This window comes from Polynucleobacter sp. MG-5-Ahmo-C2 (genome assembly GCF_018687735.1).
Classification (GTDB): Bacteria; Pseudomonadota; Gammaproteobacteria; order Burkholderiales; family Burkholderiaceae; genus Polynucleobacter.
In genome coordinates this window covers 184,505-201,106 of record NZ_CP061304.1, presented here as the reverse complement: position 1 = coordinate 201,106, position 16,602 = coordinate 184,505, and the positions used below count along the sequence as shown (strand labels likewise).

Below are 16,602 nucleotides of genomic sequence, written 5' to 3'. Positions count from 1 at the left end.
TGAGAGGAAGCACTCGTATGGATCTGAGAAAACTAAAAACCTTGATCGACCTAGTTTCTGAATCAGGCATTTCTGAGTTAGAGGTGAACGAAGGTGAAGACCGTGTCCGCATCGTAAATGCTGGCTCTTCAGCCCCTGCTGGACAAACAGTTTATGCAAACCCGGCGCCCATTCATGCTGCTCAAACTGCCCCTACAGCAGTTGCGGGAGTAGGAGCGGTAGCTGAAGCGCCTGCCACTGAAACTGGCTCTGTTGCGCGCTCACCAATGGTGGGTACTTTCTATCGTGCCCCAAATCCAGAATCCCCAAATTTTGTAAGCATTGGTGACACTGTAAAAGTAGGCCAAACCCTTTGCATTATTGAAGCCATGAAATTGCTCAATGAAATTGAGTCAGAGTATGCCGGTGTCGTGAGAGAAATTCTTTGCGAAAACGGTCAAGGCGTTGAATTTGATCAACCACTTTTCATCATTGCTTAATTCTTTAAGCCCTCTAGTCCATCTTTACCTAACTTAGAGCCTACATGTTCGATAAGATTCTGATCGCCAATCGGGGGGAAATTGCTCTCCGAATCCAACGTGCTTGCCGCGAATTGGGAATTAAAACTGTAGTGGTGTATTCCACTGCAGATAAAGAAGCTAAATATGTGAAGCTTGCTGATGAAGCGGTGTGTATTGGTCCAGCGCCTTCCCCACTCAGTTATCTCAACATGCCGGCCATTATTTCTGCAGCTGAGGTGACTGATGCCGAAGCAATTCACCCTGGCTATGGTTTTCTTTCCGAGAATGCTGACTTTGCTGAACGGGTTGAGAAATCAGGCTTCGCCTTCATAGGTCCGACTGCAGCATCGATTCGGCTCATGGGTGACAAAGTTTCTGCGAAACGCGCCATGATTAAAGCAGGCGTCCCTTGCGTTCCTGGCTCTGAGGGTGCACTGCCGGATGATCCAAAAGAAATTATTGCTGCCGCAAAAAAGGTTGGCTATCCGGTCATCATTAAAGCTGCCGGTGGTGGTGGTGGTCGCGGCATGCGAGTTGTGCATACCGAAGCAGCCCTGATCAACGCAGTAAACATGACTCGTGAAGAAGCAGGCCGCGCTTTTGGTAATCCAGAAGTCTATATGGAGAAGTTTCTAGAAAAACCCCGGCACGTAGAGATTCAAATTCTGGCCGATACCCATGGCAATGCGATTTGGTTAGGCGAACGTGATTGCTCGATGCAACGTCGCCATCAAAAAGTCATTGAAGAAGCTCCAGCGCCTGGCATTGATCGCCGCTTGATTGCAAAAATTGGTGAGCGCTGCGCAGAAGCCTGCCGAAAAATTGCTTATCGTGGCGCAGGAACCTTCGAATTCCTCTATGAGAATGGTGAATTCTTCTTCATTGAGATGAATACCCGAGTTCAAGTTGAACATCCAGTGACTGAAATGATTACCGGCGTAGACATTGTTCAAGAACAGATTCGGATTGCAGCTGGCCTCAAATTAAATTACCGCCAGAAGGATATTGTGTTCCGTGGTCATGCAATCGAATGTCGCCTAAATGCTGAGGATCCATTTAAATTCACGCCAAGCCCAGGCAAAATTGGCTCATTCCATATGCCAGGCGGCCCCGGAATTCGTGTCGACTCTCATGCCTATAGCGGTTATGTAGTTCCTTCGAACTATGACTCCATGATTGGTAAATTGATTTCTTATGGCAACACTCGCGAACAAGCGATCCGCCGCATGCAAATAGCCCTTTCAGAAATGGTCATTGACGGCATCACTACCAATGTGCCCCTCCATCGCGAATTGATGTTGGACCCTAATTTCATCGAAGGCGGTACCAGTATTCATTACCTTGAGCATCGCTTGGAAGAGCAAGCTGCAAGTCGCGGAAAATCTTAATTCATGCGAGCACCTCATGTCTTATCGTGAACTGGTCTTCACGGTAGCTGCTGAAACTGCTGAATCCTTAGGTGATGTTCTGCTTGAGCTGGGGGCACTTTCTGTCACGGTAGAAGATGATGCAGCTGGTGGACATGATGAAAACCCGCTTTATGGAGAACCTGGTCTATCGCCAGAAATTCAGGCTTGGGATAGATCTGCTGTTACAGCCCTTTTCAATCCAGACATCGACGCCTCAGCTAGCGCAGAATTTATTCCTGAGTTACTTGATTCCCTGAAAGAAGCTGGCTTCAATCTTACAGCCCCTCAAGAAAAAATCGTTGAAGAACAAGATTGGGTAAGGCTCACTCAAAGCCAATTTGCACCTATTCAGATTGGTAAGCGCATTTGGGTTGTGCCATCTTGGCATGAAGCTCCCTCCGATCCAGATGCGATTTGCTTAGCTGTAGATCCAGGCCTTGCCTTTGGCACGGGCAGTCACCCCACCACCCATCTATGCTTACTTTGGCTTGAAGAACATCAGGGCCTACAACAACAAAGTCTTTTGGATTACGGTTGTGGGTCTGGCATTCTCGCGATTGCAGCTGCAAAACTCGGTTGCAATCCAGTCGTAGGCACTGATATTGATCCTCAAGCAATGATTGCCGCCCGCAGTAATGCGCAAATTAATCACACCGTAATTCAGTTTGTTTTGCCAAACGAAAACGCCCCTCAGCTTGCTGCAGAAACAAAATATGACATCGTGATGGCCAATATCTTAGCCAACCCACTACAAGTTCTGGCGCCAGCATTGGTAAACAAAATGCGCCCAGGCGGACAGATTGTTTTATCCGGCGTACTTGCGCGCCAAGCTGATGAAGTAATCTCAACCTACAGTCAATGGCTGACCCTTACCGTTTGGAAAGAGAGTGATGGCTGGGTTTGCTTGCATGGGGCCCTGAGTCAAGACAAGCAGAATGTCAGCAAAGCTGATATTGCTGCACCTGCTGAAAAAAAAAGAACTAAGTTAGCCCTACAGCTCTGCTTTTTTGCCCTGCTACTTGTATTTGGTGAGCATCTTTCTAGAAATTCTTTACTGCCTACATTAGCACCACGTGTTGATGGCACATCACATTCGTTTGCTGTCAGTGCATTTTCTGTTTTGCAGCGTGTTGATCAAAAATTATGTCACGCACTAGGCTGCGTAAATCGCCCTGTACGCGATTTTGCAGCTTGGAAAATAATCTCAGCCACGCTATCACCTGAAAGTGCAGGAGAGGGGCTTAAAAGCGGCGTAAATCAATCATTACTGCAAGTTGAAATACAAAATCGTCTCGCAATAGCTGTTTTACCCCCAAATTTAGAAATTTCTCTCACTGATGCAGAAGAATCTGAGATCCAATCAATTCAAATAAGCCCAAAAGAATGGTTGCCTATTGCTTGGCAAGAATCTCATTCTGATTTTTTGCGGACAGGCATCCCCTCAGGCGAGCAGATTCAGTCCGAGTTACCAATTTCCTTGCCACAGAATGCTGCTGGCTATCGCGTCAGAGTCTTTTACCCCTAAGCAACTCACTGATTTCACTTTTTCTTTATTCTCATCCTTAATTCCTATTCATTTTTTACAGAAAGCAATTTATGGCTAGCTTGATCTGCGGCTCTATCGCCTATGACACCATCATGAACTTTGAAGGCAAATTTGCCGACCAAATCCTGCCTGAGCAGATTCATATTCTGAATGTGGCCTTCTTAGTACCAACCATGCGCCGAGAATTCGGTGGCTGCGCAGGTAATATCGCCTACAACCTCAAGATCTTAGGTGGTGACCCGATCATCATGGCAACGGTTGGCGGTGATGCCTCTCCCTATATGAGCCGTCTTGAGCAGCTGAAGATTGATGCTAGCCACATACGTCAAATTGACCAAGCCTTCACGGCGCAGGCGATGATTACAACCGATCAAGCCAATAATCAGATTACTGCCTTTCATCCAGGTGCAATGGGTGAATCCCATCTCAACCAAGTTTCTGCAGTACTTGCAGAGCGCAGTAAAAACTCTAAGGGCGCAGCCAAATTTGGCATCGTCGCTCCAGATGGTCGTCAAGGCATGTGGGAGCACTGCCATCAATTAGCAGAAGCCAACATTCCATTTATTTTTGATCCAGGCCAAGGTCTGCCGATGTTTAACGGTCCAGAACTACTGGAGTTGGTTGATATTGCAAGTTATCTGGCTGTAAATGACTATGAAGGCGAAATGCTTTCACAAAGAACCGGGCTGAGCCTAGCCAAGGTAGCTGAGCGAGTAAAGGCCTTGATTGTCACCAAAGGTGCTGAGGGTGCTGACATCTATTCTGATGGTAAGTGCATCTCCATTCCATCCGTACCAGCGACAAAGGTAGTTGACCCAACCGGATGTGGTGATGCTTTTCGTGGTGGCTTACTTTTTGGACTCGAAAATGGCATGGACTGGGAAACAACCGGTCGCCTAGCCAGTTTGATGGGCTCAATCAAAATTACCCATCAGGGACCACAAAATCATCAATTAAGCCAGGCTCAGATTGCTGAGCAATTTAAAACTGCTTTTGGCTTTAGTTACTAAGCGCAATCTAAAATCGCTCAGCAATAAAAAAGGGGTCTCGTTAGAGACCCCTTTTGGTAACACCCGTCTGATTAAGGACGTGTGCCAGTTGGGAAGGGCCAAGCAGCAGCAGATGTTGCTAGAGCAGCTTTCTTAGCCACGGGCTTTTTTACAGCAGAGCCCGCTTTCTTCGCAGCAGGCTTACTTACTTTTTTTTTGCTACGCGTTTTTTAGCAGCTGGACGCTTCTTAGCGGCTGGCTTTTTAGCGGCAGCTTTTTTAGCAGCTGGGCGCTTCTTAGCAGCAGGACGCTTCTTAGCAGCTACTTTTTTAGCAGCAGGCTTCTTAGCAGCTACTTTTTTCTTCGCAGCAGGACGCTTCTTAGCAGCTACTTTTTTAGCAGCAGGCTTCTTAGCAGCTACTTTTTTCTTCGCAGCTGGTTTCTTTGCAGCAGGTTTTTTCTTGGCGATTGCCATAGTCATACTCCTTCACGTGAGGATTGATACAAACTACCGATTAAGAAGACCCGACCACTCATTTCCGCCTGGTTTTGCAACCAATTAGATCTGACGAGCGAGCCATTCATCGGCGCGCGGCTTGATGCTAAGTGCTGCACGCTAATGAATCCTGGAAAAAAAGCCGCAGCCCCAAAGGGCAACGGCTTCTTAAATGTGGTGGAAAAAATAGAGAGAATAGCTCTGGCACCCTTGAGTAAGGGTTTTCGGATTTGAGTCTGTTTCTGCTGACTTCTTAAACTGTCCAACCGTCTAATCTCCTATTTAGCCAGTTGTGCGCTTACTAATTACTTTACTACTCCCAACTTAGCGCACCACCGGTCTGATACTCAATAACGCGTGTCTCAAAAAAGTTTCGTTCTTTTTTCAGATCAATCATTTCTGACATCCATGGAAATGGATTCTCTTCATTTGGGAACATCGCGTCAAGTCCTATTTGCAAACATCTGCGATTACAAATGTATCTTAGGTAACCTTTGAACATTGGAGCGTTCAATCCGAGCACTCCTCGAGGCATCGTATCTTCGGCATAACGGTACTCTAATTCGACTGCTTTTTCAAAGATAGATTTAATCTCGTCTTTGAACGCGGAAGTCCATAACTGCGGGTTCTCCAGCTTGATTTGGTTAATCAAATCGATGCCAAAATTGCAGTGCATTGACTCGTCACGAAGGATGTATTGATACTGCTCAGCAGCACCCGTCATTTTGTTTTGACGACCCATTGCAAGTATTTGCGTAAAACCAACATAAAAGAACAAACCTTCCATCACACAAGCAAAAACGATGAGTGAACGAAGCAACATTTGGTCAGCTTCTAGCGTGCCAGTCTTGAAATTTGGGTCTGTCAACACGTTAATAAACGGAATTAAGAATTGGTCTTTGGCGCGAATAGACTCAATTTCGTTGTACGCATTGAAGATTTCGCTCTGATCTAAACCTAAAGATTCGACAATATATTGGTACGCATGAGTATGAATCGCCTCTTCAAAAGCCTGACGCAATAGGTATTGACGGCACTCTGGAGCAGTAATGTGGCGATAAGTACCCAAAACAATATTATTTGCCGCCAAAGAATCAGCAGTGGTAAAGAAACCCAGATTGCGTTTGATGATGCGACGCTCATCTTCAGTCAAACCATTAGGATCCTTCCAAAGCGCGATATCGCGGTTCATATTGATCTCTTGTGGCATCCAATGGTTTGCACATCCAGCCAAATATTTTTCCCAAGCCCACTTATATTTAAATGGCACCAGTTGATTTACATCAGTCTTGGCATTAATCACGCGCTTATCAGCCGCGTTTACACGCAATGCTGCGCCACCAGCTAAGTTAGCGGCTTCTACCGGCGCAGACGCGACAGTTTGCGGTGCCATTGCCACTTGATCTGGCTGTGGACGTTGTGGCTCCACTGCAACCGGCTGCGGTGGAACACCAGCTTTCGCTAACGCTGGAGCAACTTCCTCATCCCAATTCAACATAACTTTCTCCTAAATTCTTTTATTTCTGACCAATAAGCAAATTGCTTATTGGCATGCTTCACATTCTTCAAAGCCGGCGTCGCCAGGGCGCATAGTACAAACTGGACCGTCTGCCTCAACCGCACCACCAGCACCTGCTGCCGCAGCTGCATCTGTACCGTTTACGCCGCCGCCACTTGAAACTGAGTTCAATTGACCGCTAGCAACAGTTGATTTCTCAACGTGAGTTGCAGCCATAGTGCGGAGGTAATACGTTGTCTTCAGGCCGCGCAACCATGCCAACTTGTAGGTGTCATCCAATTTCTTACCAGATGCGCCGCCCATATAGATATTCAATGACTGAGCCTGGTCAATCCACTTCTGACGACGAGAGGCAGCTTCAACCAACCAGCTTGGCTCCACTTCAAAGGCGGTCGCATATAAATCACGCAAGTCTTGTGGAATACGATCAATCTTAGATAGAGTACCGTCAAAGTACTTCAAATCAGCAATCATGACTTCATCCCAAAGGCCGCGATCCTTCAAATCACGCACCAAGTACTCGTTTACCACGGTGAACTCACCAGAAAGATTCGATTTCACGAACAAATTTTGGAAAGTAGGTTCGATACAGGCGGAAACGCCAATGATGTTTGAAATCGTTGCTGTTGGTGCAATCGCTACGCAATTAGAGTTGCGCATTCCGTGCTGTTTGATGCGTGCACGCAAACCGCTCCAATCCATGGTTGAGGAGTTATCTACCTCAACATAGCCGCCACGCTCTTGCGCTAATAGCGCTACTGAGTCTTGCGGAAGGATGCCACGATCCCACAAGGAACCTTTATAGGTACTATAAACGCCACGCTCTTCAGCCAATTCGCATGAAGCCTGATATGCGTAGTAGCAAACCGCTTCCATAGAGGAGTCGGCGAACTTTACCGCCTCATCGCTAGCGTAAGGAATTCGCTGCATATGCAAGCAATCCTGGAAGCCCATAATGCCCATGCCAACGGGACGATGCTTCAAATTGGAATTACGGGCCTTAGCAACTGCGTAATAGTTAATATCAATCACGTTGTCCAGCATGCGCATAGCAGTACGAACAGTCTTCTGAAGCTTCTCATGGTCCAAAATCATCTTGCCGTTAGCGTCAGTCGTCATGTGTGCTGTCAAGTTCACGGAACCCAAGTTACAAACAGCAATCTCTTCCTCATTAGTGTTGAGGGTAATTTCAGTACACAGGTTGGACGAGTGAACCACGCCAACGTGCTGCTGTGGGCTACGAATATTGCAAGGATCTTTGAAAGTAATCCATGGGTGGCCTGTTTCAAACAGCATACCCAGCATCTTGCGCCATAACTGTTGCGCCGGAATTCTGCGGAATGGTTTTAACTCGCCACGGTCAGCTTTTTGTTCATAGGCAACATAAGCCTCTTCAAATGCTTTGCCGTACTTGTCATGCAAGTCAGGAGTGTTGGATGGGGAGAACAGAGTCCAATCGCCGTTTTCCATAACACGCTTCATGAACAAGTCAGGAATCCAGTTAGAGGTATTCATATCATGCGTACGGCGACGGTCGTCACCAGTGTTCTTGCGCAACTCTAAGAACTCTTCAACATCTAGATGCCATGTTTCCAAGTAGGCACAAACTGCACCCTTACGCTTTCCGCCTTGGTTAACAGCTACCGCAGTGTCATTAACTACCTTCAAGAATGGCACAACGCCTTGTGATTTACCGTTAGTACCTTTGATATGGCTACCTAGGGCGCGGACGTTAGTCCAGTCATTGCCCAAGCCACCAGCGAACTTGGATAACAGAGCATTTTCTTTCAAGGCTTCGTAAATGCCATCGAGATCATCTTCGACCGTTGTCAAGTAGCAGCTAGAAAGCTGTGGGCGAGTTGTTGCTGAATTAAATAGAGTTGGTGTGCTAGACATGAAATCAAATGTAGAGAGGATTTCATAGAACTCAATCGCACGGCGCTCACGGTCCATCTCATTTAAAGCCAAGCCCATCGCCACTCGCATAAAGAAAGCCTGCGGCATTTCAATGCGACGCTCTTCAATATGCAAGAAATAACGGTCATACAACGTTTGCAAACCGAGGTAGTTGAACTGCAAGTCGCGGCTCGCGTTTAAGGCTGCAGCCAAGCGCGGTAAGTCAAACTCACGCATACGTGGGTCTAACAACTCCGCAGAAATACCTTCATTGATGTACTTGGCAAAGTAAGTGCCGTATTCAGTCTGTGTATCGCCTTGCAATACCTCTTTACCAAAAATCTCTTTACGGATCACGTGCATCAAGATACGAGCTGTCACCTGACTATATGCAGGATCCTTCTCGATCAAGGTACGGGATGCCAAGATGGCAGAGTCATACACTTGCGCCATTGGTACGCCGTCGTACAAATTCTTAATGGTTTCAGTAATGATTGGTGTAGCATCAATCTGATTACCCAAACCTTCGCAAGCTGCCTCAATCACAGTGCGCAAAGCAGCCATGTCAAGCCACTTCTCGACGCCGTTATCGGTAACCTTGATGCCAGACTCACCGGCTTGATTGGCCACTTGAGTATCTTGCGAGGCTACTTGCTGAGCAGCACGCTCTTGGTTGCGCTTTTCGCGGTAAAGAACATAGGCACGAGCAACGTTGTGCTCACCACTGCGCATTAAAGCCAATTCAACCTGGTCTTGAATATCTTCAATGTGGAAAGTGCCACCATTTGGGCGACTACGCAATAAAGCACGCACCACTGAATGTGTTAGTTGCTCGACTTGCTCGCGCACACGTGCAGATGCCGCTCCTTGGCCACCATTCACTGCTAAAAATGCCTTAGTTACAGCAATCGCAATCTTAGATGGCTCAAATGCAACAACAGAACCATTGCGGCGAATAATCTTGTAGTCAGACAACTGGGTTGCCTGGCTGCCGCCAACACCACCCGCCACAAAACCGGCAGAAGGGGTCTGATTAATTGCCCCCGCAGGACTGATTCCTGGGTTATTTGCTCCAGGTGTTTGGCCTGCTGTCTGTGGATTTGCGTATGTCATGTTATTCCTGCGTCTATATATGGTGATTTGGACAAAATACCGTTAAAAAACAATGGGGTATTGCTACATTCAAACACTACATCTAGTGTCTCGAAGTGCATTTGATACTAAGTATAGGGAAATATTTAGTCTTTGGTAAGCTTTTTCTGACTATTGCTTATTAGTATTTTTACTAAGTTTTACAATAATTTAGGGGTCATTTTGGTGCGGAATTTTTAGCCCTTTTTAGCTAAAGGCTAAAAAAGTGAGCGTATGCTCACATACAAAGATTTGAACTAACGAGAAACTACGCCATACGGTATTTTTTCTTCCGAAATACCTGTCTCTTTTTGGAACTTTCCCCAATCAAAATATTTTCCAGGATCTGTTTTTCGCCCCGGGGAAATGTCGCTATGTCCTGCAAATTGCAAATTTGGATAAGTCCGTAGCAATTTCTGCACAAGTCCTGCTAATGCTGTGTATTGAGCATCTTCAAATGGCGTCTCTCCATCACCCTCCAACTCAACGCCAATCGAAAAATCATTACATCTTTCTCTACCCATGAAGGAGGATGCGCCAGCGTGCCACGCCCTCTCCCCAGCAGAAACAAACTGAATCAGCTCGCCAGATCGCGTAATTAGAAAATGACTTGAGACTTTTTGTTCGGCAATCTCTGCAAAATAGGGATGTGCGTTTGGATCTAATGTGTTTTGGAAAAAGTTGATGATGTGTTGATTAGATGCACGACTTTGAAATTCGCCAGGCGGCAGACTAATGTGATGAATTACCAGTAACTCAGGAGCCACTCCTTCTGGCCTTGGGTCCTTATTTGGGGAAACATGTCTACTGGCGACGCCAACCCAGCCATGAGGATCCAATACATCAAGATGCTGTTTTGAACAATAAAACCGGCCATCATGAAGAATTGCATCAGATTGCGGTAGATGTACTTTGCAATGCTGGCATTGAATCATTGTCTTGGGCTCAGTGAGCGTCTGATCATTACCAGTCCTGGGGCTGCTTGATTGCTCCCGATCAAATTTGGCTTGCTTTTTTCCCTTAAGCCACAAATAGAAGAGGCCCGCTCCGGCAAGTAGTAAAAGCCACTTAATCAAAGGTCATACTCTCTGAAGAATCACTTCCAACACAAAACGGCTACCGACATAAGCGAGAAGCAAAGCGGTGTATGCGCTCAATACCCAACGAATCGCAGCCCTGCCGCGCAATCCAACCCTCCAACGCGCAATGAGTAAACCTGCAAACAAGAACCAAGAAATCAGCGCAAAAATAGTTTTGTGATCAAAAACAAAAGGCTTGCCAAATAAGGCTTGAGAAAATAGCAGGCCTGAAAACACTGTCAGGCTTAACAGGGCAAAGCCAACGTAGAGCAAATTAAATAATAGGCTTTCCATTGTCATCAATGGAGGTAACTCCTCCAACCAGTGAGCAAGACGGCTATTGGGAACAATAGCTAACTGGCGATGTAGTGCTCGGTCCTGAACACTCATTAACATGGCATGCATCGCAGCCAAACTGAGCAAGCCTACAGAAATCGTTGCCACTATGAAGTGACCTTTGAACCAAGGGTCCGATACTGCTTTAGGTGAAATTAATGTCCCAGGGAATAAATTGGGCAACATAGTACAAACAAGGGCAAATAACAAAGCCATCCAGCGCAAACTGGAGATTGGCAAAAACCAAGACTGGAACCAGTAAAAAGCAAGGCCAACCCAGGCAATCAGTGATAGGTCCTGGGCAAACCCAAAAACAAATCCTTGGGAAGTAAAGACTGAGTCATGAAGTTCAATGGCATGAACCAGCAAAACCAAGAAAATACCCGCCTGCACAAGCCCAGAAAATAAAGGCGACTCTATGCTGCCTCTAGCTCTCGAGCCCAAAATCAGCAAAAGGAGCAAGTAAAGCACAGATGGGAGCCATCCCGAACTTGAGTAACCTAAAATATCCATCTAGAAAGTCTAATCCATAAATGCTAGAGAACCTTACCGACCGCTTATCCCGCGTTGTTAAAACAATGCGGGGGCAAGCCCGCCTAACTGAAGCCAACACCGCAGAAATGCTGCGGGAGATCCGCCTGGCCCTATTGGAGGCTGACGTAGCGCTCCCAGTAGTCAAGTCTTTGCTCGAGCAAATTAAATTTAAAGCCCTTGGCGAAGAAGTGGTTGGCAGCCTTAGTCCAGGACAAGCTTTAGTTGGCGTAGTACAGCATGAACTCGCCCAAGTCATGATGGGCGACACCAGTCAAAGTGGCGAACTCAATTTAGCCACCCAGCCTCCAGCAGTGATTTTGATGGCGGGGTTGCAGGGCGCAGGCAAAACAACCTCTGTTGGCAAGCTAGCTAAGTGGCTCCAAGAAAAGAAAAAGAAGAAAGTTCTTACAGTTTCTTGCGACGTCTATCGGCCAGCCGCCATCGAACAACTTGAAACGGTTACCAAGCAGGTTGGTGCGGAATTTTTCCCAAGCAATGTCAATCAAAAACCAAACGACATTGCTCTCGCAGCTTTTGATTGGGCACGCCGTCATTATTTTGATGTGGTCTTAGTCGATACCGCAGGTCGCTTAGGCATTGACGAAGCACTCATGCAAGAAATTAAAACGTTGCATGCAAGCCTGAATCCAATCGAAACCTTGTTTGTAGTGGACGCCATGCTCGGTCAAGATGCTGTTAATACTGCTAAAGCCTTCCATGAAGCGCTACCACTGACTGGCGTGATTCTTACCAAGCTAGACGGCGACTCACGCGGTGGTGCCGCCCTTTCAGTGCGTCAAGTGACTGGCGTGCCACTCAAATTTATTGGCGTAGCTGAAAAAATGGATGGTCTTGAGGCCTTTGATGCCGAGCGCATGGCCAATCGTATTTTGGGTATGGGCGACATTCTGGCCTTGGTGGAACAAGCGCAGCAGCATGTTGATGTTGCTAAAGCTGAAAAGTTAGCAAGCAAGATCTCTAAAGGTGGATTTGATCTAGGAGACTTTCGCGATCAACTCATGCAAATGCAAAAAATGGGTGGCATGGCAAGCTTGATGGATAAATTACCCAGCCAGGTTACTCAAGCAGCTTCCAAAACAAATCTTAGTAATGCCGACAAACAAACAACCCGTATGCGCGGCATTATCGACAGTATGACGCCACGTGAACGTAGCAAACCAGAGCTACTCAAAGCCAGTCGCAAGCGACGTATTGCGGCAGGTGCCGGTGTAGAAGTACAAGAAGTGAATCGCCTACTTGCTCAGTTTGAGCAAATGCAAACCATGATGAAACAATTTAAGGGTGGGAAGATGGCTCGCACCATGGCAAGTATGGCCGCAAAGGGAGCCGCCAAAGGTATTGGCGGGCTCTTTAAAAAATAAACTAATTCAGTGCTACGAAAAAATTATTGAATTAAGTTCTTCGCAGTTTGAACGGCAGCGATGACTACTGCTTTGATATCCGCTAGCGGAATATTTTGAGACTCAGCATCAATGCGCCCTTTAAATTCCACTTCAGCATTGGCTAAGCCGCGATCACCAACCACAACGCGGAACGGTGCACCAATGAGCTCCCAATCTGCAAACATCGCACCTGGACGCTCATTGCGATCATCCAGAATCACATCGACACCAGCAGCGCGCAATTCATCATACAGTTGATCACATACAGCCTTCACTGCTTCTGACTTGTCATAACCCATTGGGCAAATCACTACTTCAAATGGTGCCATGGAAATGGGCCAAATAATGCCCTTCTCATCGTGCCCCTGTTCAATTGCTGCGCCAAGCAGGCGAGTTACACCAATGCCATAACAACCCATCACCATCGGCTGTGCCTTGCCTTGTTGATCGAGATAGGTGCAGCCCATTGCTTCTGAGTAACGTGTGCCCAATTGGAATACGTGACCAACCTCGATACCACGGCAAATATCCACTACACCTTTGCCATCTGGAGAAGGATCGCCAATCACTGCATTACGAATATCCAACACTAAAGGCTCTGGTAAATCACGCCCCCAATTCACACCAGTTAAATGGTAGCCAGCATCATTGGCGCCACAAACAAAATCAGACATATTGGCAACCGTGCGATCTGCCACTACGGTGACATCAGCACTCACGCCAACAGGGCCTAAATAGCCTGCAGGCGCATTGCATGCTTGTTTGATTTCTACTTCAGTAGCAAAACGTGACTCAGCCATGCCAGGAATCTTGCTGGCTTTGACTTCATTGAGTTCGTGGTCGCCGCGCACCAAAAGCATAAAGAGTTTGACAGGGCCTTTTTCTTGATCTGCTGCAAACAATAAAGTCTTTACCGTCTTTTGTAATGGCAGATTGAGAAACTGGGCGACATCAGCACAAGTACTCTTATTAGGCGTAGAAACTTTAGCTATTGCGGCACTTGCTGCATCTCTTATTGCTGTCAATGCTAGAGATTCGGCAGCCTCTAAATTTGCTGCGTAGTCAGAGTTAGGGCAATACACAATGGCATCTTCACCCGTATCAGCAATCACATGAAACTCTTGGCTACCAGATCCACCAATTGCGCCATTATCGGCGGTGACCGCGCGGAACTTCAAACCCATACGCTGAAAGATACGGGTGTAAGCATCAAACATAATTTGATAAGACTTTTTCAATCCTTCGGTATCGCGATCAAATGAGTAAGCATCTTTCATGCTGAACTCACGACCACGCATAATGCCAAAACGCGGGCGGCGCTCATCACGGAATTTTGTTTGGATCTGATAGAAATTAATTGGCAACTGTTTGTAACTCTTAATCTCATTGCGAGCTAAATCAGTAATCACCTCTTCAGAGGTTGGCTGAATTAAGAAATCTCTATCATGACGATCTTTAATGCGCAGTAATTCAGGGCCCATTTTTTCCCAACGACCCGTCTCTTGCCATAATTCTGCGGGCTGGATCATTGGCATGAGTAATTCAATCGCGCCAGCACGATTCATTTCTTCGCGAATGATGTTTTCGACCTTGCGAATCACCTTCAAACCGAGCGGCAAATAGTTATAAATGCCTGCGCTGAGCTTGCGAATTAAACCTGCTCGCACCATCAGCTTGTGCGAAACCACTTCAGCGTCAGAGGGCGCTTCTTTTAGGGTGGCGAGAAATGATTGCGATGCTTTCATGTATAGATATAATCAAATCATTGATTTTAAAGGATTTGAGGCACGATCATGCTTGACCGTGAAGGGTATCGCCCCAATGTCGGCATTGTCCTCCTTAATAGCCGTAACGAGGTTTTCTGGGGAAAACGCGTTGGGCAGCATTCGTGGCAGTTCCCACAGGGTGGGATTCAGCATGGTGAAAGCCCTGAACAGGCAATGTACCGCGAATTGCATGAGGAAGTTGGCTTGCTACCAGAACATGTCCAAATTATTGGACGGACTAGGGATTGGCTTCGTTATGACGTCCCCGAGGAATACTTGCGCCGTCAACATGCCACGCGCGTTCACCGTAACGCTTACCGCGGTCAAAAACAGATTTGGTTTCTCTTGCGCTTAGTAGGCTTAGATAGCGATATTCAGCTACGCGCCTCAGATCACCCAGAGTTTGATGCCTGGCGATGGGTTCCCTTCTGGATTCAGTTAGATGCTGTCATTGACTTCAAACGCGAGGTTTATGAGTTAGCCCTTTCAGAACTCGCCCGCTATCTTTCCAGAGGGTTACGCCTACAACAACTAGCCTGGGGGACCCCGCTAGATCTAATTCAATCTTTTTACGCCGGCGACGACGATCAAAACAATACATCTACTAAATCGGATAATGAAAAATGAATGCTACATTCCGCAAAATAAGCGCCTATGCGATTAGCATTACTATCAGCGCAAGCTTGCTAGCTTGCGCAGGTGACCCACTAGAAAGTGGTTTAGATCCATTTGCGCCCATGGTATTTAAGGAGGGCACAACCACAATGCCTTTGAACCCTCCGAATAAATCTACTCTACAGTCCTTTTATGTTTCTGAACGCTCAGTATTTAAATTCGCCATAGATACTGACTCCATCTTGATCGGTAAAGATGGGGTTACACGCTATATCGTAGTAGTGAGTAATCCAAGCGGTGAGCAGCAGGCCCAATACGAAGGTATTCGCTGTGACTCATTTCAGTGGCGCCTATACGGAACGCTTGAGAATGGAATCTGGAAAGAAAATCCCTTATCCACTTGGCAAACAATTCAAAGCAAAGTGCCGAATCGCTATCAGGCAGCTCTGGCACAAGGTGCTTTTTGTAACTTCACCACCCAAGAGAAGAGCATGAATGCGATTCTGAAGGCCTTAAATCCAAGCAATTTTACCGGCGGGACTCAGCCCAGCAACTCATTTGGAGTGATAGCGAACTAGCTATTTTCAGTGGAAGATAAATGCGTGCCAATTTTCTCGCCGGCTAAGAGGCGAGTAAGTACATTGGGCTCACGACCAGACGCAATCACAGTCGATGTATCAGTTTGAGCGGCAATTTTTGCAGCCAGTACTTTAGTTAACATGCCGCCCTTGCTCAATTCACTTGCGGCGCCACCAGCCATTTTCTCCAAAGCAGGATCACCTGCAATAGCATGTGTTAGCAAGGTAGCGTCAGCGTTCTGACGAGGATCAGCAGTATATAAACCACCTTGATCAGTCAAGATCACTAGCAAATCGGCATGAATTAAATTACTGACTAAGGCAGCGAGACTATCGTTATCGCCGAACTTAATTTCATCAGTAACTACAGTATCGTTTTCATTGATGATCGGAACGACACCCAGCTTTAACAAGGTGTCTAAGGTTGCCTTAGCATTCGCATGACGCTCTGGATCTGCCAAGTCAGCATTAGTCAACAAAATCTGTGCGCTGCGTAAGTTAAAACGCGCAAAACAACTTTCATAAACCTGGACTAAGCCCATTTGGCCAACTGCAGCAGCAGCCTGAAGTTGATGAATTTCCTGTGGGCGCTTGGTCCATCCTAAACGCTGCATTCCCTCAGCGATAGCCCCTGAGCTCACCATCAACACTTCATGACCAGTCTTTAATAAAGCAGCCATTTGCTCAGCCCACATCCCAATCGCAGCATGATCCAAACCCTCACCATTATTGGTGACAAGGCTAGAGCCTACTTTAACAACGATACGTTTAGTTTCTTTGGCGTTCATAACAAATAAGAATCTGA

Annotated in this window: 13 protein-coding genes and 2 pseudogenes; 8 read left to right on the top strand and 7 right to left on the bottom strand. The window is 46.7% G+C overall.

Going from position 1 to position 16,602, the window contains the following annotated elements; all coding sequences use genetic code 11:
- The first annotated feature begins 17 nt into the window (after positions 1–17).
- From accB to C2740_RS01070, 5 genes and pseudogenes are all read left to right on the top strand, one after another.
- A complete protein-coding gene (gene accB, locus C2740_RS01085; RefSeq protein WP_215293573.1) occupies positions 18–479 on the top strand; it encodes an acetyl-CoA carboxylase biotin carboxyl carrier protein in 462 nt (153 codons plus the stop codon).
- 44 nt (positions 480–523) lie between these two features.
- Positions 524–1,888, top strand: a complete 1,365-nt coding sequence (accC, locus tag C2740_RS01080) for an acetyl-CoA carboxylase biotin carboxylase subunit (RefSeq protein ID WP_215293572.1) — start codon at positions 524–526, stop codon at positions 1,886–1,888.
- Positions 1,889–1,904: 16 nt separating this feature from the next.
- Positions 1,905–2,822: pseudogene (prmA, locus tag C2740_RS09360) on the top strand (50S ribosomal protein L11 methyltransferase); the annotation flags it as partial.
- Positions 2,814–3,434, top strand: coding sequence for a DUF3426 domain-containing protein (locus C2740_RS09355; RefSeq protein WP_251369706.1), 621 nt, complete (start codon positions 2,814–2,816; stop codon positions 3,432–3,434). The pseudogene prmA and the gene C2740_RS09355, both read left to right, overlap by 9 nt.
- Before the next feature lie 71 nt (positions 3,435–3,505).
- Positions 3,506–4,465 carry a carbohydrate kinase family protein gene (locus tag C2740_RS01070; protein WP_215293570.1) on the top strand — a complete coding sequence of 320 codons (960 nt, stop codon included), beginning with the start codon at positions 3,506–3,508 and terminating at the stop codon, positions 4,463–4,465.
- Between the two features lie 184 nt (positions 4,466–4,649).
- On the opposite strand, the gene C2740_RS01065 is transcribed toward C2740_RS01070, so the two are convergent.
- From C2740_RS01065 to C2740_RS01045, 5 genes are all read right to left on the bottom strand, one after another.
- Positions 4,650–4,919, bottom strand: coding sequence for a hypothetical protein (locus C2740_RS01065; RefSeq protein WP_305849418.1), 270 nt, complete (start codon positions 4,917–4,919; stop codon positions 4,650–4,652).
- A gap of 334 nt (positions 4,920–5,253) precedes the next feature.
- Positions 5,254–6,438, bottom strand: coding sequence for a ribonucleotide-diphosphate reductase subunit beta (locus C2740_RS01060; protein WP_215293569.1), 1,185 nt, complete (start codon positions 6,436–6,438; stop codon positions 5,254–5,256).
- Between the two features lie 45 nt (positions 6,439–6,483).
- Positions 6,484–9,468, bottom strand: coding sequence for a ribonucleoside-diphosphate reductase subunit alpha (locus tag C2740_RS01055; protein WP_215293568.1), 2,985 nt, complete (start codon positions 9,466–9,468; stop codon positions 6,484–6,486).
- A 275-nt stretch (positions 9,469–9,743) separates the two neighbouring features.
- The gene (gene ampD / locus C2740_RS01050) at positions 9,744–10,562 is read right to left on the bottom strand and encodes a 1,6-anhydro-N-acetylmuramyl-L-alanine amidase AmpD (protein WP_256440744.1); all 819 of its coding nucleotides are present in this window, start codon (positions 10,560–10,562) and stop codon (positions 9,744–9,746) included.
- 3 nt (positions 10,563–10,565) lie between these two features.
- A complete protein-coding gene (locus C2740_RS01045; protein WP_215293567.1) occupies positions 10,566–11,414 on the bottom strand; it encodes an inner membrane protein YpjD in 849 nt (282 codons plus the stop codon).
- 20 nt (positions 11,415–11,434) lie between these two features.
- Between C2740_RS01045 and ffh the strand changes: the two genes are divergently transcribed.
- Complete coding sequence (gene ffh / locus C2740_RS01040) at positions 11,435–12,817, top strand: signal recognition particle protein (RefSeq protein ID WP_215293566.1); 1,383 nt, start codon at positions 11,435–11,437, stop codon at positions 12,815–12,817.
- 23 nt (positions 12,818–12,840) lie between these two features.
- Here ffh and C2740_RS01035 read toward each other — a convergent pair whose 3' ends face one another.
- Positions 12,841–14,583: a proline--tRNA ligase gene (locus C2740_RS01035; RefSeq protein WP_215293565.1), complete on the bottom strand. Its 1,743-nt coding sequence runs from the start codon at positions 14,581–14,583 to the stop codon at positions 12,841–12,843.
- A 48-nt stretch (positions 14,584–14,631) separates the two neighbouring features.
- On the opposite strand from C2740_RS01035, the gene C2740_RS01030 reads away from it, so the two are divergent.
- Together C2740_RS01030 and C2740_RS01025 are read left to right on the top strand one after the other, a co-directional pair.
- On the top strand, positions 14,632–15,231 hold the full coding sequence (locus C2740_RS01030) for an RNA pyrophosphohydrolase (RefSeq protein WP_215293564.1): 600 nt from the start codon (positions 14,632–14,634) through the stop codon (positions 15,229–15,231).
- Positions 15,228–15,797 carry a CNP1-like family protein gene (locus C2740_RS01025; RefSeq protein WP_215293563.1) on the top strand — a complete coding sequence of 190 codons (570 nt, stop codon included), beginning with the start codon at positions 15,228–15,230 and terminating at the stop codon, positions 15,795–15,797. The genes C2740_RS01030 and C2740_RS01025 overlap by 4 nt, the downstream gene beginning before the upstream one ends.
- Before the next feature lie 17 nt (positions 15,798–15,814).
- Here the strand turns inward: C2740_RS01025 and proB are convergent.
- Positions 15,815–16,585 (bottom strand): annotated as a pseudogene (proB, locus tag C2740_RS01020) (glutamate 5-kinase); the annotation flags it as partial.
- Between the last annotated feature and the right edge of the window lie 17 nt (positions 16,586–16,602).